Annotated in this window: 22 protein-coding genes and 1 pseudogene; 6 read left to right on the top strand and 17 right to left on the bottom strand. The window is 65.4% G+C overall.

All coding sequences use genetic code 11. From position 1 onward, the window contains the following. Window positions 1-146: 146 nt before the first annotated feature. The 6 genes from ACVMB0_RS09645 to ispG all read right to left on the bottom strand — a co-directional run bounded on the left by ACVMB0_RS09645 (window position 147) and on the right by ispG (window position 7895). Window positions 147-746 (bottom strand): DsrE family protein, encoded by a 600-nt coding sequence (locus ACVMB0_RS09645; RefSeq protein ID WP_461346064.1) that lies wholly within the window; start codon window positions 744-746, stop codon window positions 147-149. 54 nt (window positions 747-800) lie between these two features. After that, window positions 801-1433: a hypothetical protein gene (locus ACVMB0_RS09640; protein WP_461346063.1), complete on the bottom strand. Its 633-nt coding sequence runs from the start codon at window positions 1431-1433 to the stop codon at window positions 801-803. After that, on the bottom strand, window positions 1430-2476 hold the full coding sequence (locus ACVMB0_RS09635) for a TAXI family TRAP transporter solute-binding subunit (protein ID WP_461346062.1): 1047 nt from the start codon (window positions 2474-2476) through the stop codon (window positions 1430-1432). Before ACVMB0_RS09635 ends, ACVMB0_RS09640 begins: the two co-directional genes overlap by 4 nt. Before the next feature lie 58 nt (window positions 2477-2534). Then, complete coding sequence (locus ACVMB0_RS09630; RefSeq protein WP_461346061.1) at window positions 2535-5441, bottom strand: hypothetical protein; 2907 nt, start codon at window positions 5439-5441, stop codon at window positions 2535-2537. Between the two features lie 135 nt (window positions 5442-5576). Then, the gene (locus ACVMB0_RS09625) at window positions 5577-6470 is read right to left on the bottom strand and encodes a TauD/TfdA dioxygenase family protein (RefSeq protein ID WP_456751030.1); all 894 of its coding nucleotides are present in this window, start codon (window positions 6468-6470) and stop codon (window positions 5577-5579) included. A 135-nt stretch (window positions 6471-6605) separates the two neighbouring features. After that, the gene (gene ispG, locus ACVMB0_RS09620) at window positions 6606-7895 is read right to left on the bottom strand and encodes a flavodoxin-dependent (E)-4-hydroxy-3-methylbut-2-enyl-diphosphate synthase (protein WP_461346060.1); all 1290 of its coding nucleotides are present in this window, start codon (window positions 7893-7895) and stop codon (window positions 6606-6608) included. 258 nt (window positions 7896-8153) lie between these two features. Between ispG and ACVMB0_RS09615 the strand changes: the two genes are divergently transcribed. After that, window positions 8154-9029 (top strand): sulfurtransferase, encoded by an 876-nt coding sequence (locus ACVMB0_RS09615; RefSeq protein ID WP_461346059.1) that lies wholly within the window; start codon window positions 8154-8156, stop codon window positions 9027-9029. A 166-nt stretch (window positions 9030-9195) separates the two neighbouring features. Here the strand turns inward: ACVMB0_RS09615 and ACVMB0_RS09610 are convergent, their stop codons facing one another. Together ACVMB0_RS09610 and ACVMB0_RS09605 are read right to left on the bottom strand one after the other, a co-directional pair. Beyond that, window positions 9196-10071 (bottom strand): DMT family transporter, encoded by an 876-nt coding sequence (locus ACVMB0_RS09610; RefSeq protein ID WP_461349626.1) that lies wholly within the window; start codon window positions 10069-10071, stop codon window positions 9196-9198. Window positions 10072-10306: 235 nt separating this feature from the next. After that, the gene (locus tag ACVMB0_RS09605) at window positions 10307-10792 is read right to left on the bottom strand and encodes a Fur family transcriptional regulator (RefSeq protein WP_212021650.1); all 486 of its coding nucleotides are present in this window, start codon (window positions 10790-10792) and stop codon (window positions 10307-10309) included. A gap of 162 nt (window positions 10793-10954) precedes the next feature. On the opposite strand from ACVMB0_RS09605, the gene ACVMB0_RS09600 reads away from it, so the two are divergent. From ACVMB0_RS09600 to ACVMB0_RS09585, 4 genes are all read left to right on the top strand, one after another. Continuing rightward, window positions 10955-11434, top strand: coding sequence for a MarR family winged helix-turn-helix transcriptional regulator (locus ACVMB0_RS09600; RefSeq protein ID WP_456751033.1), 480 nt, complete (start codon window positions 10955-10957; stop codon window positions 11432-11434). Continuing rightward, window positions 11427-12602 carry an HlyD family secretion protein gene (locus ACVMB0_RS09595; RefSeq protein ID WP_456751034.1) on the top strand — a complete coding sequence of 392 codons (1176 nt, stop codon included), beginning with the start codon at window positions 11427-11429 and terminating at the stop codon, window positions 12600-12602. Before ACVMB0_RS09600 ends, ACVMB0_RS09595 begins: the two co-directional genes overlap by 8 nt. A gap of 7 nt (window positions 12603-12609) precedes the next feature. Continuing rightward, window positions 12610-14166, top strand: a complete 1557-nt coding sequence (locus ACVMB0_RS09590; protein ID WP_456751035.1) for an MDR family MFS transporter — start codon at window positions 12610-12612, stop codon at window positions 14164-14166. A 291-nt stretch (window positions 14167-14457) separates the two neighbouring features. Next, a complete protein-coding gene (locus ACVMB0_RS09585; protein ID WP_461346058.1) occupies window positions 14458-15768 on the top strand; it encodes an ABC transporter substrate-binding protein in 1311 nt (436 codons plus the stop codon). A gap of 190 nt (window positions 15769-15958) precedes the next feature. On the opposite strand, the gene ACVMB0_RS09580 is transcribed toward ACVMB0_RS09585, so the two are convergent. From ACVMB0_RS09580 to pcaF, 7 genes are all read right to left on the bottom strand, one after another. After that, the gene (locus tag ACVMB0_RS09580; RefSeq protein WP_461346057.1) at window positions 15959-17128 is read right to left on the bottom strand and encodes a Gfo/Idh/MocA family protein; all 1170 of its coding nucleotides are present in this window, start codon (window positions 17126-17128) and stop codon (window positions 15959-15961) included. A gap of 16 nt (window positions 17129-17144) precedes the next feature. After that, a complete protein-coding gene (locus ACVMB0_RS09575; protein WP_461346056.1) occupies window positions 17145-17996 on the bottom strand; it encodes a shikimate dehydrogenase in 852 nt (283 codons plus the stop codon). 21 nt (window positions 17997-18017) lie between these two features. Continuing rightward, window positions 18018-18482: an SRPBCC domain-containing protein gene (locus tag ACVMB0_RS09570; RefSeq protein WP_461346055.1), complete on the bottom strand. Its 465-nt coding sequence runs from the start codon at window positions 18480-18482 to the stop codon at window positions 18018-18020. A gap of 11 nt (window positions 18483-18493) precedes the next feature. Continuing rightward, window positions 18494-18817, bottom strand: a complete 324-nt coding sequence (locus ACVMB0_RS09565) for an ArsR/SmtB family transcription factor (protein WP_461346054.1) — start codon at window positions 18815-18817, stop codon at window positions 18494-18496. Between the two features lie 159 nt (window positions 18818-18976). Then, on the bottom strand, window positions 18977-19576 hold the full coding sequence (gene pcaG / locus ACVMB0_RS09560) for a protocatechuate 3,4-dioxygenase subunit alpha (protein ID WP_461346053.1): 600 nt from the start codon (window positions 19574-19576) through the stop codon (window positions 18977-18979). Beyond that, window positions 19577-20278 (bottom strand): protocatechuate 3,4-dioxygenase subunit beta, encoded by a 702-nt coding sequence (gene pcaH, locus ACVMB0_RS09555; protein ID WP_461346052.1) that lies wholly within the window; start codon window positions 20276-20278, stop codon window positions 19577-19579. It lies immediately after the preceding gene. A 105-nt stretch (window positions 20279-20383) separates the two neighbouring features. Next, window positions 20384-21592: a 3-oxoadipyl-CoA thiolase gene (gene pcaF / locus ACVMB0_RS09550; RefSeq protein WP_461346051.1), complete on the bottom strand. Its 1209-nt coding sequence runs from the start codon at window positions 21590-21592 to the stop codon at window positions 20384-20386. A gap of 292 nt (window positions 21593-21884) precedes the next feature. On the opposite strand from pcaF, the pseudogene mutS reads away from it, so the two are divergent. Then, window positions 21885-24615 (top strand): annotated as a pseudogene (mutS, locus tag ACVMB0_RS09545) (DNA mismatch repair protein MutS). 194 nt (window positions 24616-24809) lie between these two features. Here the strand turns inward: mutS and ACVMB0_RS09540 are convergent. Together ACVMB0_RS09540 and ACVMB0_RS09535 are read right to left on the bottom strand one after the other, a co-directional pair. Next, entirely contained in the window at window positions 24810-25616 is an 807-nt protein-coding gene (locus ACVMB0_RS09540; RefSeq protein ID WP_461346050.1) for a hypothetical protein, read from the bottom strand. 149 nt (window positions 25617-25765) lie between these two features. Continuing rightward, the gene (locus tag ACVMB0_RS09535; protein ID WP_461346049.1) at window positions 25766-26275 is read right to left on the bottom strand and encodes an OsmC family protein; all 510 of its coding nucleotides are present in this window, start codon (window positions 26273-26275) and stop codon (window positions 25766-25768) included. Window positions 26276-26289 lie beyond the last annotated feature (14 nt).

The following is a 26289-nucleotide window of genomic DNA, read 5'->3' as shown; positions in this document are numbered from 1 at the left end:
GGGCTGTTTTTGATTTTCCCGGAGCTTGGCGGAGCTGATGCGCGGCGTCAATGCGATTGCCGGCCCGGCCGGGCAGCGCCGGCCGGCGAAGCCGATTTCCGATCCGCACCCGCTCAGGCGTGTTCAGTGCAAGCTGGCCCTTCAGCTCACGGCTTCACGTAGGCCCAGCCCTTCTCCTGCAGTTCCATCACCCGCACGACGCCGGACTTCACCACTTCCGCCTGCTTGATGATCGGGATCGACTTGTTCTCGGCCTTCTGCATTTTCTCCTGGGTGTTGCCGCAGGCCTTGAATGACACCTCGGGCGTACTGAGGGCCATTTCCTCGATGCGGGCCTTCACCGGCGAGGTGTCCTCGCGCAGCATGTGCAGGCCCGGGCCGAACGTCACCACCTCGATCTTCACCCTTTCGCCGAGGCCCTTGTAATATTCGCTCACGTTCGCCGCGTTGTTGAGCGTGAGATTCATGGCGGCAGGGTCATTGCTGTTGATCTGCAAGACCAGGTGATGCTCCTTGCCTTTCGGCGGCGCCGGATCGTGCATGCGCGCGAATGCGGCACGCTTGCGTTTTTCGGCCGTAGCTCGCGACTTGTCGGATTTCTGAACGTCGCTCGCCTGGTATGTTGCGGTCTGCGCGTTCGGCACCCAGTATTTGCCACCTTGCTGTGCCGACGCCAAGGACGTGGAAGCCAGCACAGCGGCGGCGCTCATCGCAACGAATTTCACGGCAGATTGAAAACTGAACATCGGGTATCTCCATCTCCAAAAATCGGCGAATACATTTTCAATTGCTGAGCCTTGTCAATTGCGAGGCCTAGCGACCGCGAGCGGCCATTTGCAGACCGTGGCCATCCGCGCGCGCATCGCGTCCAATCCCGCGAGCGAGAATGTTGCGTCATGGGCAGCCCCGGCACCGGATGCGAGGTGGACGACAAGGACCGCGCCATCGGGAAGCGATTGCACCAGGCGTGCGACATCGCCCGCGACCGCGACGCCGGAGCCGGACGCTGGCGCGGCTGCCGCGACCTGCACGGGCTTGCCGTCATTGATGCGATACGAAATCGCATAGCCATCGCTCCGGCCCGAGATCGCGGGTCCCGCGAATGACAGTTCGGTCCGGCCGCCCCGGCACCGGATCGACAGCTTCATCGACGCTTCCGCCGAACCGGCATCCGCTGATGTCGTCGCGGTGGCGATCGGTGAATAATCGACGGGAGACGTCGTCTCGCTGACCATCCAATTGTCGGCTTTCGACGCATCGCGGCGGGCTGGCGCGGGGGCGCGCGACAGCTTGTCGAGACACTCCAGACGTGCGTCATGTCCGAGCTGGGAGCAGGCGCGAAACTGTGCCATGGGATCTTCCACCCCTTGCGCCAGGGCAATGCCGTCGATCACGGCGATTGCAGCAACGAGCGGGGCGGCAAGTTTGCTCATTGCGATGCCCGTGTGGTGCGCGCCTGGCGATCGAGCCAGGCCTGCGCGGCGGGGAAGCGCGCGAGACCCGGCACCGTCGCTCCGAGGTTGATCGATTTCCACTTCGGGTCGAAGCCCGGCCCCTGCAGCTTGTCGATGCGGGAGAACAGGGTATCGACGAACCGGGCAACGCGCTCGAAACGGTTGCTGGTGGCCGGCCAATTGAAGGCAACCAGCACGGTCGGCACCGATATCGTGGCCACGCGATCACCCTGCTTGATCAGGTTCGGGTAATCCGCGGCATCGAGCGCCGCGGGCAGATAATAGTCCTCGAACTTGCTGTCATACGGGACCGGCAGGAACTTGAAGCCGGGTTCAAATCGGCCCTTCACGAATGCATCGACCGGCTTCGAGGTGATGAACACGACGGCCGCCATTTCGCCTTTCCGCATCTGCTCGAGCGCGATCTGGTGCGGAATGAACGTCTTCTCGATATCGATGCCGAGGCGGCTGAAGATCAGCGGGCCCGAATAGGCCGCAGCGGTACCCTGGCTGTTGAAGTTCACCTTCTTGCCGGCGAGGTCAGCCAGACTCTGGATCTCGGGCCGAACGAAGATATGCAGCTCGGACGGAAACAGATTGAGGACATAGGTGATCCGGCGCTGGATGTCCGGCACCTGGCTCTTGTATTCCTCGAGTGCGTCGGAATTGATGATTGCCGCGTCGATGCCGCGCAGATACAGCAGCGCGTTCAGGTTCTCCACGGGCCCACGCGTCACCACAGGCAGAACATGCAGATTGTCGCCGTCGTCGACCACGCGGGCCATCTCCGCTGCGAGGCGGATCGGCGCGCCCTCGAGCAGGCCGCCGGCGAGGCCCACGGTCCAGGCATTCATGGCCAGGGCTTCCGGCCTCGGCTGCGGCGATTCGGCCCGGATCAGGTGCGCCTTGTGAGGCTGACCACGTTGCGGCCGTGCATCGGCCGGGGACAGCTGCAGCGCCGGGAGCAACGACACCAGGGCCGCAAGCAGGAACAGCGGGCGCAATCCAACAGACCCTTTCATCGATCAGCTCCTTTGCACAACAGACATCGGCGCGTTCGTTCTCGCTGCGATCGTTCGATCAACGCAGCGCTTCGAAGCGCGCCTTTGCTTCCTTGATTCCACCCGCCTCGGCCTTCGCGTAGAGGTCGCGTGCCTTGGCCGCATCGCCGCGCGTGCCATACGTCCCCCAGCTCGTCAGGGTCTGCGGATCGTAGGTTTCCGCGAGCGCGAAGCTTGCCTGGGCGCTGCCGGTCTCGGCGACGCGTTCCAGCACGATCCGCGCAGCACCGATATCGCCCTGTTCCAGCAACAAGCGCGCCCGCGCCATCAGTCTCGCCTCCTGGGCACCGTCGTCAGGCGGGACCACGGCATTGCCCGCCGTTCGCGGCGCGGCAGCGCGGTCCTCGATCGATCCCACCGCCGCGCCCGCCGGCTCGTCCTGCATGGACTTGCCGACGCTGCCGGTGGTGGCGACTTGAGATGCGACGGGCGGCACTTTCGCGGCGGGCGCACTGACGTCGCGGCGCGCCGAGGCAAGATCCCGCTCCAACTGCTCGGCCCTGCCACGTTCGCTCTGCAGCAGACTGCGCAGCTCGGCCACGGATTGCTCCGCGGCCTGCTGCGCCGTGGCGGCTTGCGCGTTCGCTGCGGCCGCCTGCTCGGCCTGGGTATCGAGTTCGCGGCTCTTTGCTGCAAGATCACGCGCCAGTTGTTCGGCCCGCTGCTGCTCGCGCTGGAGTGATTGGCGTAACTCGGCGGTATCGCTTGGCTCCGCCTGCTGGTGCTGCACGGCTTCGTCGCGGGCCTTGGCCGCCTGAGCCTCGTAGGCGTAGATTTTGCTGCGCGCCGTCGCCAGATCCTGCGCCAGAGCGTCGCTCCTCTCGTGCTCCTTCTGCATCGATTGGCGCTGGTCCGCGGCGCCAGCGTCCGTTGCCAACCTCAACTTGGCCAGTTCGTCGCTCGCCTTGGCTGTCGCCGCTGATTGCGCTTCCATGTCACGACGAGCCGCCGCCAGGTCCAGCTCCAACCGCGCCGCGCGCTCGTGCTCCTCCGCCAGCGACTTCTGCAAGTCTGCCGCGCCGTTTTCGGAGGCCTTCTTCAGCCGATCCGCTTCGTCACCGGCCTTGGCTGCCAGCGCAGCTTGCGTTTCCACCTCACGACGGGCCGCCGCGAGGTCCTGCTCCAACCGCGTAGCCCGCTCGTGCTCCTCCGCCAGCGACTTCTGCAAGTCCGCCGCGCCGCTTTGCGAGGTCCCCTTCAGCCGAGTCGCCTCGTCACCGGCCTTGGCCGCCAGCGCGGTTTGCGTTTCAACGTCACGACGGGCCGCCGCAAGGTCCTTCTCCAACCCCGCAGCCCGCTCACGCTCCTGCGCCAGCGACTTCTGCAAGTCTGTTGCGCCGCTTTCGGAGGCTTTCTTCAGCCGAGCCGCCTCATCGCTCGCCTTGGCTGCCAGCGCGGTCTGCGTTTCAACGTTACGACGAGCCGCCGCAAGATCCTTCTCCAGTCCCGCGGCGCGCTCACGCTCCTTCTCCATCGAACTCTGCAAGTCCGCCGCGCCGTTTTCGGAGGCCTTCTTCAGCCGCGCAGCCTCATCGCTGGCCTTGGCCGCCAGCGCGGTCTGCGTTTCAACGTTACGACGAGCTGCCGCAAGGTCCTTCTCCAGCCCCGCGGCGCGCTCGCGCTCCTGCGCCAGCGACCTCTGCAAGTCCGCCGCGCCGCTTTCGGAGGCCTTCTTCAGCCGCGCCGCCTCATCGCTGGCCTTGGCCGCCAGCGCGGTCTGCGTTTCAACGTTACGACGAGCTGCCGCAAGGTCCTTCTCCAGCCCCGCGGCGCGCTCGCGCTCCTTCTCCATCGACCTCTGCAAGTCAGCCGCGCCGTTTTGCGAGGTCGCCCTCAGCCGCGCCGCCTCATCACTGGCCTTGGTCGCCAGCGCGGTTTGCGCTTCAACGGCACGACGGGCTGCCGCAAGGTCCTTCTCGAGTCCCGCGGTCCGCTCCCGCTCCTGCACCAGCGACTTCTGCAAGTCCGCAGCGCCGTTTTGCGAGGTCGCCCTCAGCCGCGCCGCCTCATCACTGGCCTTGGTCGCCAGCGCGGTTTGCGCTTCAACGGCACGACGGGCTGCCGCAAGGTCCTTCTCCAGTCCCGCGGCCCGCTCCCGCTCCTGCACCAGCGACTTCTGCAAGTCCGCCACGCCGCCCTGCGGGGCCACCTTCAGACGCGCCGCTTCGGCGCTGGCTTTGGTTGCCTGGGCTTCGTATGTGTAGACCTTGTTGCGCGCAGTCGAGAGATCTTGCGCCAGGACATCGCCCCGCTCGCGCTCCCGCTGCATCGATCGGCGCAGTTCTTCCGTTGCCGGCCTCAGCTTGGCCAATTCGTCGCTCGCCTTGGCCGCCGCGGCTGATTGCGCTTCCACGTCACGCCGAGCCGCCGCGAGGTTCTGCTCCAACTGCACGGCCCGCTCATGCTCCTGCCCCAGCGCTTTCTGCAAGTCCGCCGTGCTGCCTTGCGGCATGTCCTGCAGCGACTTTCTCAGTTTGTCGGCTTCGCTCCGCAGATCATTCTCGACCCGAGTAGAATTTTCGCGTTCCTTGGTCAGCAAGCCCTGCAGCGATTCAATCTCTTTCTGTGCCGCCACAAGTTCGCGGGCGAGCGCATCGGCAGCTTGCGACTGTTCCTTGGCTTTGCCGGCGTCACCGGCGGGCTTTGCTTTTGCTTGCGCAAGTTGCGGGGAACTCGCAGCGACGCCATTGGACTGCGCCTGCGCGCTGCCGGAACCCGGCGGATCCGAGAGACACATCGCGGCAAGAGTTGTTGCGAACCATACGGGAACTGCCCGGCGCATCGTCCTCGGAGCAGATGGCGCTGGACCCGATTTGACGCGCGAGCCGGTCACTTCACAGCTTGAGTTCCTGCCATCGTCGCGAACGACGATGTTCTCATGGCCGCGCGCGTCCACTATCACCTGCCGCATGGTGATATTGCCCATTCTGATGCGGCATCATAGGGCTCACCGGCTCACGGATACTATGACCCGCAAGGGTTACCCCCGTTCAGTGCGCAGCGTTGTGGACGACGCTGAAACGGCACGGCGGGGCACGACGGCGTCAGGCGAGCGCTGTCCTCACACCGGCCGTTCACCCTTCACCGTCACGCGGGTGCCGGAGCGGGTGTGCGGCCAGTAATCCCACATCGCGCGGTGCTGGGCACAGCGATTGTCCCAGAATGCGATCGCGTTCTCGGTCCAGCGGAAGCGGCACTGGAACAGCGGGTTCTCGGCATGCTGGTAGAGATAGGCCAGCATGGCGTCGCTCTCGTCGCGGGGAATACCGACGATGAAGCGGGTGAAGCCGCGATTGACGTAGAGCGATTTCTTCCCCGTCACCGGATGGGTGCGCACCACCGGATGCTCGGCGCGGGGATATTCCCGCTTGTCGGCAACGCCGTAGTTGGCATACAGCCCGCGATAAGTCTGCTCGCCGTCATGCAGTGCGGTCAGCCCGTCGAGATAGGCCTTCATGCGATCCGACAGCGCCTCATAGGCGGCGTACATGTTGGCGAACAGCGTGTCGCCGCCGCGCGGCGGGCACTGCTTGATGTAGAGGATCGAGCCCATCGGCGGTTCGAGATCGCAGGACACGTCGGTGTGCCAGCCCTCGCCATTGGCGCGTGGGCTATCCTTGTCGGCATAGATCTTCATCAGCGCCGGGTCGCCCTCATTGGGCGCGGCCGGATGCACATGCAGCTCGCCGAACTTGCGGCCGAAGGCGAGATGCTGTTGCGGGGTGATATGCTGGTCGCGGAAGAAGATGACGAGGTTTTCGGCGAGCGCGCGATGGATCTCGTCCATCTGGCGGTTGGAGCGCGCATCGTCGGAGATCAGCTTGCCGATATCGACGCCGGAGATTTCCGCGCCGATGATCGGCGTCAGCTTCTCGACGCCGATGGTCTCATAGGGCTCGGATTGGTCGGCGAGGTGGCGGTAGCGCGGACCTTGCTTGCCGGACAGCGAGCTCATGGGTGTTCTCCCGATGGTTCTTGTTTTGACCATCGTAGCCCGGATGCAGCGAAGCGCAATCCGGGTGCCTCCCATGGATGGCAGCGGCGTCCCGGATTTCGCTGACGCTCCATCCGGGCTACGGCCACATCAGGTTTATTCCGCGGCGCCCACCGTCTCCGGCAGCTTGGCGCCGTTGCCGTACTTCTGGTCGATGTAGTCGATCACCAGTGCCTTGAAGTCGGCGGCGATGCCGGGGCCACGCAGGGTGCGGAACTTCTTGCCGTCGACGAACACGGGCGCGGCCGGTGCTTCGCCGGTGCCGGGCAGCGAGATGCCGATATTGGCGTGCTTGGATTCGCCAGGGCCGTTGACGATGCAGCCCATGACCGCGACGTTGAGCTGCTCGACGCCGGGATATTTGGTCTTCCAGGCCGGCATCTCGTCGCGGATGAAATCCTGGATCGAGCGCGCCAACTCCTGGAACGTGGTCGAGGTGGTACGGCCGCAGCCGGGGCAGGCCGCAACCAGCGGCACGAAGGTGCGGAAGCCCATGGTCTGCAGCAATTCCTGCGCGACCTGCACTTCCAGCGTGCGGTCGCCGCCGGGCTCCGGCGTCAGCGAGATGCGGATGGTGTCGCCGATGCCCTGCTGCAAGAGGATGCCGAGCGCGGCCGAGGACGCCACGATGCCCTTCGAGCCCATGCCGGCCTCGGTGAGGCCGAGATGGATCGCGTAATCCGAACGGCGCGCCAGCTCCTGATAGACCGCGATCAGGTCCTGCACGGCGGAAACCTTCGCCGACAGGATCATCCTGTTCTTGGGCATGCCGAGCTCTTGGGCACGGGCGGCCGACAGCAGCGCCGACTGCACCATCGCTTCACGCGTCACCGCGCGGGCATCGCGCGGATTCGGCGAGGCCGTGTTCTCGTCCATCAGCTTGGTCAGCAGCTCCTGGTCGAGCGAGCCCCAATTGGCGCCGATGCGCACCGGCTTGTTGTTCTTGTTGGCGATCTCGATGATGTCGGCGAACTGGGCGTCGCGCTTGTTCTTGAAGCCGACATTGCCGGGATTGATGCGGTACTTGTCGAGCGCCTCGGCGCAGGCCGGATATTCGGCGAGCAGCTTGTGGCCGATATAGTGGAAGTCACCGATCAGGGGCGTGGTGATGCCGCGCTTGCGCAGGCCGTCGCGGATGTGCGGCACGGCAGCAGCGGCTTCCTCGCGGTCGACGGTGATGCGCACCATCTCGGAGCCGGCACGCGAGAGCGCGGCGACCTGGGCGATGGTGCCATCGACGTCGGCGGTGTCGGTGTTGGTCATCGACTGCACGACGATCGGCGCACCGCCGCCGACGGCGACATTGCCGACCATGACCTGCGTGGTGTGGTGCCGCGGCGCGGGGCCGGCGACGTCGTCTTGCGGCAAAATCTCGGGCTTGTTCATGGCGTCTCGAATATCAGGTTTTGGTGACATTCACCAAGGGGGCGATGGGCCGCGCACAAGTCGGGCCGAACGATCATGTTTCGGAGTGAATTCAACAGCTTATGGCGCCGATTGAGGCCAAACGCAAGCCATGCAGCGGCGTCCTGCATGGACAGCTATATTGGGCCGAATTGGGGTGAATCAAAGGGCAAAGTGACAGCTTTTCATGTGATCCGGCGCATCTTAGCATCCCGTTAAGACATGCCGGGAGGACGTGACATGGCCGATCATAGCGAACTGATCAGCACGGCGGAACTTGCCGAGATCCTGACCCGGCCCGATCTGCGGCTGTTCGACTGCACCACCTATCTGGAGCCGGCCCCCGCCGGCAGCAATATTCCCTATGTCGTGGTCTCGGGCCGCCAGACCTTCGAGGCCGGGCATATTCCGGGCGCGAATTTCCTCGATTTGCAGGCCGAATTCTCCGACGCCCATACCGACCTGCGCTTCATGATGCCGCCGCGAGCTCAGCTCGAGGCCGCGTTCGGCCGCCACGGCATCTCGGCCGGCAGCCGCGTGGTGCTGTATTCGATCGGCACCGCGATGTGGGCGACGCGATTCTGGTGGATGCTGCGCTCGCTCGGCTTCGAGGGCGCCGCCGTGCTCGACGGCGGCATCGACAAATGGACCGCCGAGGGCCGCGACATCGAGACCGGGCTTGCCGGCGGATATCCGCAGGCCGCGTTTGCGGCGCGGCCGAAGCAGGGCATGTTCGTCGACAAGCATGACGTGCTCGCCGCCACCACCGAAGCCGACACCGTCATTGTCAACGCGCTCGGCCCGCAATTCTACAAGGGGCTGGAGCCGAGCCGTTACGGCAGGCCGGGCCGCATCCCCGGCAGCGTCAGCGTGCCGGCGGCAAGCCTGATCGATCCGAAGGACAAGACGTTCGTGCCGCTTGAGGAAGCCGAGGCGACCTTCGCTGCCCAAGGCATCACGAAAGACAAGCGCATCGTCGCCTATTGCGGCGGCGGCATCTCCGCCACCATCGACCTGTTCCAGCTGCATCGGCTCGGCTACGACAATCTCACGCTCTATGACGGCTCGATGGGCGAATGGGCGAAGGATGCGGAATTGCCGATCGAGAGGGGGTAGTGGACGGGGCGCCATGCCTCCTCCTTCGTCGTCCTGGCGAAGCGCACATCGCTCCATCCGTCATTCCGGGGCGTGCGAAGCACGAGCCCGGAATCCATTCGTCCGCGCGTTATGCGGTCCAATGGATTCCGGGCTCTCGCTTCGCGAGCCCCGGAATGACGGGTGGTCACGCCGGCACGTTCGGGTCCGGCGTCACCTTCGGGTCGGGCTTGTTGACGAGATAGAGCCCGGCGATCACGAGCAGCGCGGCGACGCCGAACACCGGCGTCAGCGTGTCGTGCATGATGAAATACGCCGCGACGACGCCGAACAGCGGCGTGATGAAGGTGAAGGCCGACAGCTTGCTGGCCGAATAGGTCTTCACCATCGCAAACCAGATCACGAAAGTGCAGCCCACCACCCAGACCGCCTGATAGGCGAGCAGCGAGAGCGACAGCGCGCTCGGCACATGCGCGATGCGCTCGCCGGCGATCCAGGCGGCGAAGCCGAGGATCGGGATCGAGATCGCGACCTGGTAGCCGAGCGCCTTTTCCGGCGCGGCGTTGCGCAGGCGCGTGCCCTTGGCAACCAGCGTGGTCGCCGCCCACAGCGCGCCGCCGCCGACCACCATGAGATCGCCGAGCAGTACCTTGGCGTCGACATTGGGTTGCGGCACGCCGATCGCGAGCGCGACGCCGGCAAAGCTCAGCGCAAGGCCGCTCCATTGCACGGTGGAGAGGCGCTCGCCGAGGAACTGGTGCGAGCCGAGCGCGACGAAGAACGGCGCGGTGTAGAGGAACACCGACGCGCGCGAGGCCGAGGTGAAGACGAGGCCGGTGAAGATCAGCACGAACTCGCAGCCGAACATCAGGCCTGCGATGATGCCGGGGACCAGCGTGCCGTCGCGTTCGAAGAACTTCACACCGCGCAGATGACCGACAATCAGCATCACCGGCAGCGCGCCGGCGGACCGGATCATCGCCTGCAGCATCGGCGGCACGTCGGGCAGCGCCAGCTTGACCGCGAGCTGGTTGAAACCCCAGCTCACGCACAGCATCAGCATCACCGCGATGGCGCCGGGCGGCAGCCCGTGGCCGATGCTGACGGGCCTCGTGACGTGGGCTGTGATCGCTTGGGTCGACATGTTTCCTCGCGGGCCGGCTTGCTGCCGCGTTGTTGTCAGTATTCGCGCGTCGCTGGAACCGTCATTGCGAGCGGAGCGAAGCAATCCATTTCGCCACTTGCCGAAGCATGGATTGCTTCGTCGCTTCGCTCCTCGCAATGACGGGGGAAGACAATCATTTCTGGCAATGCGCGCAGGTGCCGGCGATCTCGACCACGGAGAGCTTCGGGATGAACCCCGAGGCCCGTGCCGCCGCGGTCAGGCTTTGCGCGACGGGGGCGGCGGGAATCTCGCCGACCGAGCCGCAATGGTCGCAGATCAGGAACGCCACCATCGAGGCCTCGTCATGGTCGTGGGCGCAGGCGAGGAAGGCGTTGCGGCTCTCGATGCGGTGGACGAGGCCGTTCTCCATCAGGAAGTCGAGCGCGCGATAGACGGTAATCGGTGCCGGCCGCGGCATCGTCTTGGCCAGCTCGTCGATCACCTCATAGGCGCCGAGCGGACGATGGCTCGACAGCAGCGCCTGCAGCACCTGACGCCGGATCGGGGTGAATTTCTGGCCGCGGCGCGCACACACCTGCTCGGCATGCGCCATCGCGTCGGCGGCGCAACGGCCATGATCGTGGTCGGGGGCGGGAAATGTCGGCTTGGCCAGGCTCATTGCCCGATATGTAGCATTTTCGCGCCCGATCCCATAGCCCGGCCCACCCAATACCCCGCCGCCATGCAGCCATGCCCGCAATGCGGAGCAGCCCTCCGTTAACCCGACGTGCAGAAATCATAAGCAAGCTTATTATATGCCAAGCTTATGGAGGTAGGATCGATGCGCGGTTCCGTGGACACGGAGTTCATGTTTACGCTGGGCGAATTGTTCCGCCTGATCCGCGTCTATGCCGACAAGGAGGCCGCGCGCTACGGCATCACCCGCGCGCAATGGGCCGTCCTGTCCAAGGTGGAACGCCAGGAGGGATTGAAGCAGACCGAGCTCGCCGAGCTGCTCGAGATGCAGCCGATCACATTGACGCGGCTGATCGACAAGCTCTGCGACAATGGCTGGATCGAACGCCGCAGCGACGAGACCGACCGCCGCGTCAACCGCCTCTATCTGAAGAAGGCCGCCCGCCCGCTGCTCGGCAAGCTCGCCGGCCTCCGTTCCGAAATCACCGCGACCGCGCTCGAGGGCATCAGCCCGGCCGACGCGCATCGCCTGCTCACTCAACTGGAATCGATCAAGGAAAACGTTCGCGATGCCATCCAAAGCCCAGCCGGCGAGCCCTCCCGAAAGGAACAGCGCTATGGCTGAACCCGTCCTCAAGCTGGCTCCCGAGCAGAAGAGCAATCCGGGCGAGCCCGCGCCGGCAGGAAAAGCCAGCCGCGCGCCGCGCCGCCGCCTGATGGCCGGCCTGCGGCGCTATCGCCGCATGCTGCTGCTCGTCGTGCTGCCGACCGTAGCCGCGATCGGCGGCATCGTGTTCTATCTCAATGGCGGCCGCTATGTCGGCACCGACGACGCCTATGTCGGCGCGCAGAAGGTGCTGATCACCCCGGAAATCTCCGGCAAGATCGACAAGATCGTCGTCAAGGAAGGCCAGCACGTCAAGAAGGGCGACGAGCTGTTCGAGATCGATCCGGTGCCGTTCCGCCTCGCGGTCGCGCAGGCCAAGGCCGCGCTCGACCAGACCAAAACCACCTATGACACGCTGGTCGACAACATCAAGATCAACACCAGGATGCTGGACTTCGCCCAGCAGAGCGTCGAACTGAAGAAGCGCGACGTCGAGCGCAAGTCGACGCTTGCCAAGCAGAATTTCGGCTCGCAGCTCGACCTCGACAACGCCGCCAACGCGCAGGTGACCGCCGAGAGCCTGGCGCAATACATCAAGCAGCAGATTTCGAAGGACAAGACGCAGCTGCTCGGTGATGTCGACCTGCCGATCGAGCAGTTCCCCCCGTATGCCCAGGCCAAGGCCAAGCTCGACGACGCCCAGCGCAACCTCGATCACACCGTGCTGCGCGCGCCGATGGACGGCGTCGCGACCCAGGTCGACCAGATCCAGCTCGGCCGCTTCGTCACCGCCGGCGCACCAGTGTTCTCGGTAATCGACGTCGACCATCCCTGGGTCGACGCCAATCCGAAGGAAAGCGACTTCACCTATGTCGCAGTCGGCCAGCCGGTCGAGCTCGATGTGGACGCGTTCCCGAACCATCAGTTCAAGGGCAAGATCGGCTCGCTGTCGCCCGGCACTGGCGCGCAGTTCGCGATCCTGCCGCCGCAGAACGCCACCGGCAATTTCGTCAAGGTGGTGCAGCGCGTGCCGGTGCGGATCTATTTCGACGAGAACGATCCGTTCGTGAAGAAGCTGAAGGCCGGCATGAGCGTCTACGCCACGATCGACACCAACCACCGCCGCTCGCTGGCCGGCCTGCTCGGGCTGGGCTCGGCCTCGGCGCACCCGGATCACCAGGACTAAGACGCGAATGAATGCACCGTCACCATCCGCCGTGCCCGGCATGCGCCGGAACATGGTGACGATCTGCGCAATGACCGCGACGATCATGCAGGCGCTCGACACCACGATCGCCAACGTCGCGCTGCCCTATATGCAGGGCTCGCTGTCGGCCTCGCAGGACCAGATCAACTGGGTCTTGACCTCCTACATCGTCGCCGCTGCGATCATGACCGCGCCGGTGGGCTGGATCGCCAACCGCTATGGCCGCAAGCGCATCTTCATCATCTGCTCGGCCGGCTTCACCATTGCATCCGTGCTGTGCGGCCTGGCGCAGGACATCAACCAGATGGTCCTGTTCCGCCTGTTGCAGGGCGTGTTCGGCGCCGCCCTGGTGCCGCTGTCGCAGGCGGTGATGCTCGACTCCTACGCATTGCATGAGCGGGCGAAGGCAATGTCGATCTGGGGCATGGGCGTGATGATGGGCCCGATCATGGGGCCGTCATTGGGCGCGTGGCTGACCGAGACCTATTCCTGGCATTGGGTGTTCTTCGTCAATTTGCCGTTCGGCGCGATCACCGTGGTAGGCCTTGCGGTGTTCATGGACGAGACCAAGCAGGACCTCAATCTGCGCTTCGACTGGTTCGGCTTCGGCGCACTCGCGATCGCGATCGGCTCGCTGCAGCTCGCGCTCGATCGTGGCGAGCAGCTTGGCTGGCTGGAATCCAACGAGATCATGATCGAGTTCATCGTCTCGGCGATCGGCTTCTACTATTTCTTCGCCCATTCGCTGACCACCAGCCGGCCGTTCATCCAGTTCGCGCTGTTCAAGGACAAGAACTTCCTCGGCGGCTGCGTGTTCATGACTGTGATGGGCCTCGTGCTGTATTCGACCATGGCGCTGTCCTCGCCTTACTTGCAGAACGTGGTCGGCTATCCGATCATCACCGCCGGCTTGCTGCTGGCGAGCCGCGGCTTCGGCACGTTCGTTGCGATGATGCTGGTCGGCCGCCTGATGCGCTATATCGAGGCGCGCACGCTGATCATCTCCGGGCTGGGACTGACCGCAGCATCGCTGTTCCAGATGACCGGCTGGACCGACATGACGCAGGCGACCGAAATCATCGTCGTCAGCGTGATCCAGGGCTTTGGCTTCGGCCTGGTGTTCGTGCCGCTGTCGACGGTCGCGTTCCTGACGCTGCCGGGCCAGCTGCGCACCGACGGCACCTCGATGCTGACGCTGCTGCGCAACGTCGCGAGCTCGGTCGGCATCTCGATCGTGATCGCGCAGCTCACCGAGGGCTCGCGGCGGATCTACGCCAAGCTGTCGGAGCAGATCAATCCGTTCAACCACGCGCTGCAGATGCCCGACGTGTCCGGGATGATCAACCTCAACACCGATGCCGGCCGCGCGATGGCCGACCGGATGGTGGCGGCGCAGTCGCAGATCATCGCGTTCTCGCACGACTACCAGCTGGTGATGATCTTCATCCTGGTGTCGATCCCGCTCGCGCTGATGATCGGCTCGACCAAGGCCACGCTGCGCACGCAATCGGCGCCGTCGGATCACGCCGCGGTGATGGAGTAGGTTTCAACGTCTCTGTGCCCGATGGCGCGCGCCTAACCGCTTTATCGGTGTCATCGCCCGGCTTGACCGGGCGATCCAGTACGCCGCGGCTTATCGGCTCAAGCACTGCTGTCTCTGGAATACTGGGTCGCCCGGTCAAGCCGGGCGACGACAGTGTTGATGTGGCTGACCTCGACCAAAGCGCAAGGCACCGCAGCCCCAATCGCGTTGACATTCCGACCTCTCCTCCCAATACTCCGCGAAAAGCAAGAAACACCCGTCACACAATCGACGGTTTCAGGGGAGGACGCGATGCCGACTTCACGCAGGACGCTGCTGAAGACTTCAGCGGCTGCCGCCGCTGCTTTCAGCTTCGATTGGACACGCGCGCAGGCGCAGGCCGAGACGGTCCGGATCGGCGTGATCTACGATCTGACCGGCCCGTTCGCCGCCGGCGGCTCGGTCGCCTCCTCGATCGGTACCCAGATCGCGATCGATCTCGTCAACGAGAAGGGCGGCGTCGGCGGCAAATACAAGATCGCGCCGGTCAACGTGGATTCCCAGAGCAAGCCTGACGTCGCGATCAACGAGGCCAATCGGCTGATCGACCAGGAGAAGGTCGACATCCTCAACGGCGTGTTCGCGAGCTCGCACGCGGTGCCGCTCGCCGCCAAGGTCGAGCAGCAGAAGCGCATCCTGTGGATCACGACCGCGGTCTCGACCGCCGTGTTCAAGGACAAGAACCTGCAATACGTGTTCCGCGCCCAGATCCATTCCGACCAGTACGGCCAGGCCTTTGGCGGCTTCCTCGCCGAGCACGCCAAGGCCAAGCTCGGCATGGAGCCGAAGGACGTCAAGGTCGCGCTGATCCATGAGGACGGCCCCTACGGCGTCGGCGTCGCCGCCGCCGACGAAACCTTCGCCAAGGAGGCCGGGTTGCAGGTCGTGCTCAAGGAAGGCTATTCGGCCTCCGCGCCCGACCTCTCGGTGCTGGTGACCAAGCTGAAGCGCGCCAAAGCCGACATCATCTCACATGCCGGCTACAATCCCGACATCACGCTGTTCCTGCGCCAGGCGCGCGAGAGCGGGCTGAGGTTCAAGATGCTGTTCGGCGCCGGCGCCGGCTACAGCCAGCTCGACAAGCTGCGCACCACCTTCGGCGCCGACATCGACAATTTCTGCAACATCGACCCGGTGCCGGCGCAGCTGCTCGATCCGGCCAAGCTGGCGCCGGGGGTCGGCGATCTCACCAAGGTGATGGTCGCGCGCTACCGCGAGAAGACCAGCGCCACCGAGGTGCCGCCGCACTGCTCGATGGGCTTCAACCAGACCTGGGTCCTGCTCAACAACGTGCTGCCGGTCGCCAAGGAGAAATATGGCGGCTTCGATCCCGAAGCGATCCGCAAGGCCGCGCTCGACGTCGACATCCCGCCGGGCGGCACCATCCAGGGCTATGGCGTGAAATTCTATCCGCCGGGTACGCCGATGTCGGGCCAGAACGAGCGCTCGACCCCCGTGGTGATGCAGAACGCCGGCGAGCGCATCACCGTGGTGTGGCCGACCAATATCCGGACGCAAGATCCGGTGTTCCCGTTGCCGAAGGGTTCGGTATACGGGGCTTAGGGTTGATTCTTGTCGCGGCTGGTTGGCAACCATCCCCGTCATCCTGAGGAGCCCGCACTCGCGGGCGTCTCGAAGGATCGACGGCCACCGGCCGGGCCGTACATCCTTCGAGACGCGCGTTCCGCGCTCCTCAGGATGACGGCGCGAGCGTGGCACGCGCGAGAGAGTAATCTCGCTATTGCCCGCCATCCTACAGCACGACCCGCCGCCCCTCATCTGCGGCCCAATAGCCGGCGTAGTTCACCTTCGTCGTCTCATACGCCAGCGCAAGATCGGCGAGCGGCTGCCGCCCGGTCGCAACGCATTCCATGAAATCCTGGATCTCCTGCAGATAGCCGCGGGTCCATTCTTCCTCGAGGCAGACATATTGCCAGCCGGTTTTGCGGTCGACCTTCTCGGTGATGTAGACGCTGGCGAGCTTCTCTTCTGAGGTCTGGTAGCTCGTCAGATGCGTGTTCGGCGTGATGTTGGCGAACAGCGAGCCACCGCTCGTATAGGTCTCGATCAGGTTGCGCACGCCGCCCATGATCATGTCGCCGGAGAACACCGTGGCCTTGGTGCCGTCGGAGAAGGTGACGGTCAGCGTGCCCCAGTCCTCGACGTCGACCGGGTTGGCCTTGATATAGGCGCGCTGCTCCGGCTTCAGACTGGCCGTGACATTGCCGACGTCGCAGGTGACGCTCGCAACCTTGATGGTCTCGCCGCGCGCGCGGGCCTCGACCTGCTTGAGATAGAGCACGGCCGACAACGGATGGCAGCCCATCCGGATCAGCGAGCCGCCGCCGGTCATCGCCCATTGCGCGGCGTGCGCCGCATGCGAGCCGGAATGGCTCTCCTCGCCCTTCATGAACAGGATCTTGTCGCCGGTCGCGCGGACGATCTCCGCGGTCTTGGTCACCGCGGGCGCATAGATCCAGTCCTCGGCATACATGAACAGCCTGCCGGTCTTTTCGATCGCGGCGCGCGTTGCCTCCATCTCCTCCATCACACGCTGATACATCAGCGCTTTCGAGACATGCCTGCCGATCGGCGCCTTGTCGCCCGGCTGCCCGAAATAGCCGCTGAACGGCTTTTCGCAGATCACGTGCTTGCCGGCCTGCATGGCCTCGACGATCATCGCGGCGTGCAGGTTCGGCGGCGTGCAGATGTCGATCACGTCGAGCTCGCGGTCGGCGACCAGCTCGGCGAAGCTGCGATAGGCGTTCGGGATTTCATGCTTGCGGGCGAACTCATTGACATGATCGCCGCGCGCCGCGACCGCCCTCACCTCGACATCGACGCCATAAACCCGCCGATACGCGACCATATGCAGCTCCGACACGAAGCCGCAGCCGGCCAGACCGATCCTGATTTTTGTCATTATGTGTCTCCGCCCTTCAGGCCGGCGCAGCGTAGCGCGCGGCCATCACGGCGTCGAACGCATTTGCCATCGCATCATGCGGTGGCTCCAGTCCCGTGAACAGCTTGAACGCATCGGCCGATGCGTTGATCGCGAGGTCGCGGCCGGTCAGAACACTGGCGCCTTTGGCCTTTGCGGCGGTCAGCAGCGGCGTCCAGAGCGGCGTGTAGATGGCGTCGGCGACCCACATTGACGGATGCAGCAGCGCATCCGGCACCGGCGTGCCGCGGCTCGGCAGCATGCCGACCGGCGTTGCATTGACGAGACCGGCGGCACTTTGCACCGCGGCCTCGACGCTGACGGCGTGCACCGCATGACGATCGGCCAACTGGCCCGCGAGTTGCGCGGCCTTGGCGGCATCGGCATCGACAATGCGCAACTCGGGAACGCCGAGCCCCGCGAGGGCGAAAGCGATCGCCTTGCCGACGCCGCCGGCCCCGATCAGCGCGATCGGGCCGCGCGGCGCGGTCGCGAGCAGCGGTTCGATCGCACGCGCAAATCCGGTCGCGTCGGTGTTGTGGCCGACGAGACGCGCACCACTGACAACGATGCTGTTGACCGCGCCAATCGCACGCGCATCCGGCGCGAGCTCATCGACGAGATCGACCACCGCCTCCTTGTAGGGAAAGGTGACGTTGACGCCGGCAAAGCCGAGCCGCCTGACGCCCTCGAGCATCGCACGCAGATCGTCACGCCCGGCGCCCTTCACCTCGATCAGCTGGTAGTGACAGCGGACGCCGAGCGCGGCGGCCGCTTGCTCGTGCATCGCACGCGCCGCCGAATGCGCGATCGGATACCCGATCAGGCCGGTCAGGAAACGGTCGCGCATTGTCCCTCACGTCGGCAGTGCTCAGCTCATGCGGTCGAGCCGAGCATAGCTGTCTTCCATGCCATGCTCCATCCCGGTCGCGAGCATCGCCGCACGCGTCGCGGCATCCGGCAGCGTCATCCGCATGGTCATCAGGGTGCCCGCACCGTCGGGCGCAAATCGCGTCTCGACATGATTGTCCGGCGTCGGATCCGGCAGATGCATGCGCTCGACATGCACGATGCGGCTGAACGGTTCGAGCGCGACATATTCGCCGGTCAGATGAAAGCCGCCGCCTTTGCCGTCGGTCCATTCGTAGCGGATCCTGCCGCCGGGCCTGAGCTCGCTGATGCAGACCGGCATGGTCCAGCCATCGGGACCGAGCAGCCACTTCTGCAACAGCTCCGGCTCGGTATGCGCGCGATACACCGCCTCGGGCGGCGCGACGAAGCGCCTGGTCACGACGACATAACGGTCGCCTTCGGTCTGCAGCGTCAACTTGCTCATGGGTATACCCTTCACTTTTCAGGCTTCATGGCGGCCAGCACTCCGTCCAGCCGGTCGTAATTGGTTTCCAGCGCGCGGCGCAGCATGCCGAGCCATTGATCGATCTCGGCGACCGCCGTGGGCGCAAGCCGGCATGGCCGCTTGGTGCCTTCGATCCGCCGCGCGATCAGGCCCGCCCCTTCGAGCACCTTGAGATGCCGGGAGATCGCGGGCTGGGTCAGCTCGAACGGCTCGACCAGCTCCATCACGGTGGCTTCGCCCAACGCGAGACGCGCCAGGATCGCCCGGCGGGTCGGGTCGGCGAGCGCGGAAAAGGCGGCGTCGAGGTTGACCATGCTTTATCTCGCATCTGTTATATAACCAATTTATTATATAACCAGATGCGCACGGTCAAGCGAAATCCGCTGCGGCGAAGGCGCGCAGCGGATGGGCCGTCTTTTCAATGCGGGATTTGCGCGCCGCTCACGGCGCACAGCGGCAGACCGCCGGCCGAGCTAGACGTCGAAGAACACCGTCTCGTTATCGCCCTGCAGGTGGACGTCGAATGTGTAGACGTTGCCCGCACCGGCCTTCTTCGCAATCAGCGTCGCGCGGCGATCGGCCGGCACCAGCGCCAGCACGGAATCGGTGGCGTTGCCGGCCTCGTCGTCGAAATAGATCCGCGTGTAGAGATGCAGCAGCATGCCGCGCGCGAATACCGCGAGCAGGATGTGCGGGGCCTGCGGCTTGCCGTCGGCATCCGGCACCACACCGGGCTTGATGGTCTCGAACGCGTAAGCGCCGCTCTTGTCAGTGCCGACGCGGCCGAAACCCTTGAAGCTTGAGTTCGGCAGTGCGCGCGTGTCCTGCGGATCGGAAAAGCGGCCTTGGCTGTCTGCCTGCCAGATCTCCAGCATGCAATCCGGGATCACGGCGCCGTCGCCGTCATAGACCTTGCCCTCGACGCGGATGCGCTCGCCCGAGACGTCCGGCGTCAGGAGGTTGTTGGTGAAGGCGTCGTTCCATTCATATTCGCCGTTCGGCGTCAGACCGTATTTGAAATAGGGGCCGACGGTCTGCGAGGGCGTGATTCCATCAGGACGCGGGTTCGACACTTACTTGGTCTCCATCGGCGTGGCGTTGCGCCCGCGCAGCACGATATCGAAACGGTAGCACAGCGCCCATTCCGGCTGGGTGTTCTCGAGATCGAACGACGAGATCATCCGCGCCCGCGCCTTTGCGTCGGTCACCGAGTTGAAGATCGGATCGAACGGGAACAAGGGATCGCCGGGGAAATACATTTGGGTCACGAGACGCGAAATGAAGGAATGGCCGAACACAGAGAAGTGGATATGCGCGGGCCGCCACGCATTGTGGTGATTGCCCCAGGGATAGGCGCCGGGCTTGATGGTGATGAACTTGTAATAGCCGGATGCATCGGATTGCGTGCGGCCGGCGCCGGTGAAGTTCGGATCGAGCGGCGCCGGATGCTGGTCGACCACGTGGATATAGCGGCCGCAGGCATTGGCCTGCCACAGCTCGACCAGCGTGTTCGGCACGCCGCGGCCGTCCTCGTCGAGCACATGACCATGCACGATGATGCGCTCGCCGAGCGGCTCGCCCTTGGCCTGGATGGTGAGATCGTTATCGTGCGCGCGCACGGTCTCATGGCCATAGACCGGACCGGTCAGCTCCGAGAGCGTGTGCCGCATCGGGATCAGCGGCCTCAAGGGCGAACGCTTCACAGTCGAGCGATAATCCGGCGACAGCCGCGCCGGATGGGCTGCGAGCGATTGCAGCGGATACAACAAGGTCATGGCGAATTCCTCCGCGGCCCACGCGCCCGGCGGGCTCACATCAGATCATTATAATGCATAACCAAATTGGGGAAGGGTTGTTTTCAACCCCTCCAAGCCATTGGATCAATTCATTTTTTCGATCGCGACCGCAACGCCCTGGCCGACTCCGACGCACATAGTTGCCAAGGCAAGCTTCCCGCCCCGCTTCTCCATGCCGTGCACGGCGGTCAGCACCAGCCGCGCGCCGCTCATGCCGAGCGGATGGCCGAGCGCGATCGCGCCGCCATGCGGATTGACGAAATCGGCATCTTCCTTGACGCCGAGCTGGCGCAGGCAGGCGATGCCCTGCGAGGCGAAGGCCTCGTTGAGCTCGATCAGGTCGAAGTCCGACACCTTGATGCCGAGACGCTCGACCAGCTTCCTGGTCGCCGGCACCGGCCCGATGCCCATGATGCGCGGCGGCACCGCGGCCGAGGCGAGGCCGAGGATCTTTGCGCGCGGGGTCAGGCCGTGCTTCTTCACCGCGGCTTCGGACGCGAGGATCATCGCGGCGGCGCCGTCATTAACACCCGACGCGTTGCCCGCGGTCACCGTGCCCGGGTTGCGCACGATCGGCTTCAGTTTTGCCAGTCCTTCGAGCGTGGTTTCGGGACGCGGATGCTCATCCTTGTCGACGGTGATGGGGCCGGCCTTGCCGCCGGGCACCTGAACCGGGATGATCTCCTCGGCGAAATAGCCCGACGCGATCGCAGCACCCGCGCGCTGCTGCGAGCGGATCGCCATCGCATCCTGATCGGCGCGCGAGACCTGGAATTCCTCGGCGACGTTCTCGCCGGTCTCCGGCATCGCATCGACGCCGTACTGCGCCTTCATCAGGGGATTGATGAAGCGCCAGCCGATCGTGGTGTCGTAGATCTCCGACGAGCGCGAGAAGGCTTCGGCCGCCTTGCCCATCACGAACGGCGCGCGCGTCATCGATTCGACGCCGCCTGCGATCGCGAAGTCGATCTCGCCGGCGCGGATGGCGCGGCCTGCGGCGCCGACCGCATCGAGGCCCGACGCGCAGAGCCGGTTCAGGGTCTGGCCGGGAACCGACTCCGGCATGCCGGCGAGCAGCAGCGCCATGCGCGCGACGTTGCGGTTGTCCTCGCCGGCCTGGTTGGCGCAACCGAAATAGACCTCGTCGACCTCGTTCCAGTTGATCGTCGGGTGCTTGGCCATCAGCGCCTTGATCGGGGCGGCGGCGAGATCGTCGGCGCGCACCTTGGCAAGCGAACCCCCGAAACGGCCGATCGGGGTCCGGACGGCATCGCAAATAAACACATCACGCATTGAATCTCTCCCTGAATGCCGCGACTTAGGCGCTGGATCGGCTGGAACTTGAGGGCAGTTTTAGGAGCGTGCCCGCGGCAGGTCAATTGACGCCGCCGCGTGGCATCAGCGCATTGCCGTGATGACTTGTCATATCTCGGGCCGTGGAGAGGGTGGAAAACCCCCTTGTCACGGATAGGACCGCGCAGCGAAATTCTGTAGTTTCCGCCGTCTGGAGCCTAGGGCTCCAGATTCTTGTTTGGACGCGTTTTCTTCACGCGAACCGGTGCCCACTTCTCTCGAAAACGCTCTGATGACCATCCAACAGCCCATCCCTGTTCCGCCCGAGGCCGCTCCTGCCGCCGAGGCGCCGTCGCGCGTCACGCCGATGATGGAGCAGTATCTCGAGATCAAGGCCGCCCACCCCGGCCTGCTGCTGTTCTACCGGATGGGCGATTTCTACGAGCTGTTCTTCGAGGATGCCGAGATCGCCTCGAAGACGCTCGGCATCGTCTTGACCAAGCGCGGCAAGCATCAGGGCATGGACATCCCGATGTGCGGTGTGCCGGTCGAACGCTCCGAGGATTACCTGCATCGGCTGATCGGCGCCGGCCATCGCGTCGCGGTGTGCGAGCAGACCGAAAATCCCGCCGAGGCCAAGGCCCGCGGCAACAAGAGCGTGGTCCGCCGCGGCGTGGTGCGGCTGGTGACGCCGGGCACCCTGACCGAAGACACGCTGCTCGACGCCCGCACCAACAATTATTTGATCGCGATCGCGCGCGCCCGCGGCTCGGCCGGCGCGGACCGGCTCGGGCTTGCCTGGATCGACATCTCGACCTCCGAATTCATGGTGACGGAGTGCGCGACATCGGAGCTTGCGGCGACGCTGGCGCGGATCAATCCGAACGAGGCGATCGTCACCGACGCGCTGTATAGCGACAATGAGCTGGCGCCGATCTTGCGCGAGCTGCCGTCGGTGACGCCGCTGACCCGCGACGTGTTCGACAGCGCCACCGCCGAGCGGCGGCTGTGCGACTATTTTGCGGTCGCGACCATGGATGGTCTCTCTGCGATGTCGCGGCTCGAGGCCACTGCCGCAGCCGCCGCAGTCACCTATATCGACCGCACCCAGGTTGGCAAACGTCCGCCGCTGTCGCCGCCGGCGCGCGAGGCGGCCGGCACCACGATGGCGATCGATCCGGCGACCCGCGCCAATCTCGAACTGACGCGCACGCTGGCCGGTGAACGCCGCGGCTCGCTGCTCGATGCGATCGATTGCACCGTCACCGCGGCGGGCTCGCGCCTCTTGGCGCAGCGCCTCGCCGCGCCGCTCACCGACGTTGCCGTGATCGCGCGGCGGCTCGATGCCGTCTCCGCATTCGTCGCGGATTCCGCGGCGCGCGAGGACGTCCGAACCGTGCTGCGCGCCGCACCCGACATGTCGCGCGCGCTGGCGCGGCTCTCGGTCGGGCGCGGCGGGCCGCGCGATCTCGCGAGCCTGCGCGACGGCATCCTGGCTGCCGATCAGGCGCTGGAGCTGCTGGCGCAGCTCTCCGATCCGCCGGCCGAGGTATCGGCCGTGATGGCGGCCTTGCAGCGCCCGTCGCGCGATCTGGCGCGGGAATTCTCCCGCGCGCTGTCCGAGCAATTGCCGCTGATCAAGCGCGACGGCGGCTTCGTTCGCGAAGGCTATGAGGCCGCGCTCGACGAGAGCCGCAATCTGCGCGACGCCTCGCGCCTCGTCGTCGCCGCGATGCAGGCGCGCTATGCCGACGACACCGGCATCAAGACGCTGAAGATCCGGCACAACAACGTGCTCGGCTACTTCGTCGAGGTCACCGCGCAGCACGGCGACAAGCTGTTCGCGCCGCCGCTGAATGCAACCTTCATCCACCGCCAGACGCTGGCCGGACAGGTCCGCTTCACGACGGCAGAGCTCGGCGAGACCGAGGCCAAGATCGCCAATGCCGGCGAGCGCGCGCTCAATCTCGAGCTCGAGATCTTCGAACGCTTGAGCGCGATGGCGCTCGCCGCCAGCGATGATCTGCGTAACGCCGCGCATGCCTTTGCGATGCTCGACGTCGCGACCTCGCTGGCGAAGCTTGCGATCGACGACAATTATGTGCGGCCCGATGTCGATGGCTCGCTCGGCTTCGCGATCGAGGGCGGACGGCATCCAGTGGTCGAGCAGGCGCTGAAGCGCGACGGCCAGCCGTTCATCGCCAATGCCTGCGACCTGTCGCCGGCGCCGGGCCAGAAATCCGGCCAGCTCTGGCTGATCACCGGTCCGAACATGGCCGGTAAATCGACCTTCCTGCGCCAGAACGCGCTGATCGCGCTTTTGGCGCAGATCGGCTCTTACGTCCCGGCGTCGCGGGCGCGGCTCGGCATCGTCGACCGGCTGTTCTCGCGCGTCGGCGCCGCCGACGACCTGGCGCGGGGACGCTCGACCTTCATGGTCGAGATGGTCGAGACCGCCGTGATCCTGAACCAGGCGAGCGAGCGGTCGCTGGTCATCCTCGACGAGATCGGCCGCGGCACCGCGACCTTCGACGGCCTGTCGATCGCCTGGGCCCGCGATCGAGCATCTGCACGAGAGCAACCGCTGCCGCACGCTGTTTGCCACCCACTATCATGAATTGACCGCGCTCTCGGCGAAGCTGCCGCGGATGTTCAACGCCACGGTGCGGGTCAAGGAGTGGCAGGGCGACGTCGTGTTTCTGCATGAGGTGCTGCCGGGCTCCGCCGACCGTTCCTACGGCATCCAGGTCGCCAAGCTTGCCGGCCTGCCGCCCGCGGTGATCACCCGCGCCAAATCGGTGCTGGCGAAGCTCGAAGCCCAGGACCGCGGCCAAACCGCCCGCGCCCTCGCCGACGATTTGCCGCTGTTCGCCGTCCCCTCCCGCGCCGCCGCCGAAGACAAGCCGCCGAGCGCGGCCGATTTGCTGCTGGAAGCAGTAAAGGCTCTGCACCCCGACGAGATGTCGCCGCGCGAGGCGCTGGATGCGCTCTACGCGCTGCGGGCGAAACTGCCGAAGCAGTAGAGCTGTGGCCCGGATGCAGCGAGGCGAAATCCGGGACCGCTGTCGCCATTTGCACGACCGCCCCGGATTGCGTTGCGCTCCATCCGGGCTACAAAACTCTCCACTGTCATTGCGAGCGAAGCGAAGCAATCCATCGCTCCACGGACGCGGAACCATGGATTGCTTCGTCGCTACGCTCCTCGCAATGACGGACGTCAGGCTTTGTGCGCCAGCCGCTTCCTCCGCCCAAGCTGCCACAGCACCAGATTCCACACGACGCAGGTGGCGAGCGCGCAGCTGAGCCCAATCGGCGAGCCGAATTGCGCGACCGCGACGTGCAGCACCGCGATGCCGAGGCCGAAGCCGAGCAGGCCCCAAGCGCTGTTGGCGAGCACGGCGGCGGTGGCGGGGCCGCCGATGCGCGGATGCAGGATCAGCATCATCGAGGAGAACACGATCGGAAACAGCGCGATCACGCCGGTGACGCGCGGACCGACCCAGGTCGATGCGGTGACCACGGTGCCGACCAGGCTCGCGACCAGCGCGGCGCGCAAGGGAATGTCGTACCAGCGCCGCGCGATCAGCGGCATTTTCGCGACATGCCGATACGGCTTGAGCAGCGGAATGCAGATCGCAAAGGCGATGGCATTGAGGATCAGCCCGCCGGCCAGTGTCCAGGCGAACTGGCGGATGATGGTGCCGAGCACGAGCCACAACGCGATTGCGGCGCCCGCGCTGATCCACATGCTGAAGCGCTGCGCCAGTACCGCATAGGTGAGGCCCATGAAGATCGTCGCTGCGTTGACCGGCAGGCTCGACAGAGCGCCCTCGGCGATGAAGGTGGCGTCATGGTCGAACGCGAGGAAGGTGTAGGAGGGCCCGGCCGAGATCGGCAGGGTTGCGATCAGCGCGCCGATCACCGGCCCCGACCGCTCCGTGATGATGGACGCGCTGACCACGAACGCGGCCGCAACCGCCATGCGCAGCACGAGGAGCAGGATGAACTGGAGTTCGGGGGACATTTTCCGTCGTCCCGGGCGAGCGAAGCGCGACCCGGGACCCATAACCACGACCGCTAGTGGGGAACGAAAGCCGTCGAACAGCAGAATTTCAACGATGGGACACGGCGTACGGGTCCCGACTTTCGCCGGGACGACGCCGGTGAAAGCCGCTACACCCTCACCATCGTCACCGACACCTTCGGCCCGTTCTTGATGGTCTGATAGACCACGCAATAGCGCTCGGTGAGTTTCAGCAAGAGATCGAGCTTGTCCTGCGGCGCGTCGGTGCCGACGTCGAAGCGCAGGCGGATCTCGCGGAAGCCGACCGGAGCCTCCTTGTCAACGCCGAGCGTGCCGCGGAAATCGAGATCGCCTTCGGCGAAGACATTGCCGACTTTCAGCGGTACCTCGACGGCGGTCGCGACCGATTTCAGCGTGACGCCGGCGCAGGCGACCAGCGCCTCCAGCAGCATGTCGCCGGAGCAGAGCTCGAGCCCGGAGCCGCCGGTGGCGGGATGCAGGCCGGCGACCGCGAGCGCGCGGCCGGTCTCGACCTTGCAGGAGATGCTCTCATTGTCGATCGAGCCCTTGGCCTTCAGCGTGATCACGGCGGCCTGGGGGTCGGTCTTGTAGCGCTCCTTGATCGGAGCCTGCATTGCGCGGAGTTCGGCGGAGTCCATGGGTCTGCTCCCGG

The organism is Bradyrhizobium sp. USDA 4451 (genome assembly GCF_054822585.1).
Note: the sequence above shows the minus strand (reverse complement) of the source record. Positions and strands in the feature narration are given on the sequence as shown.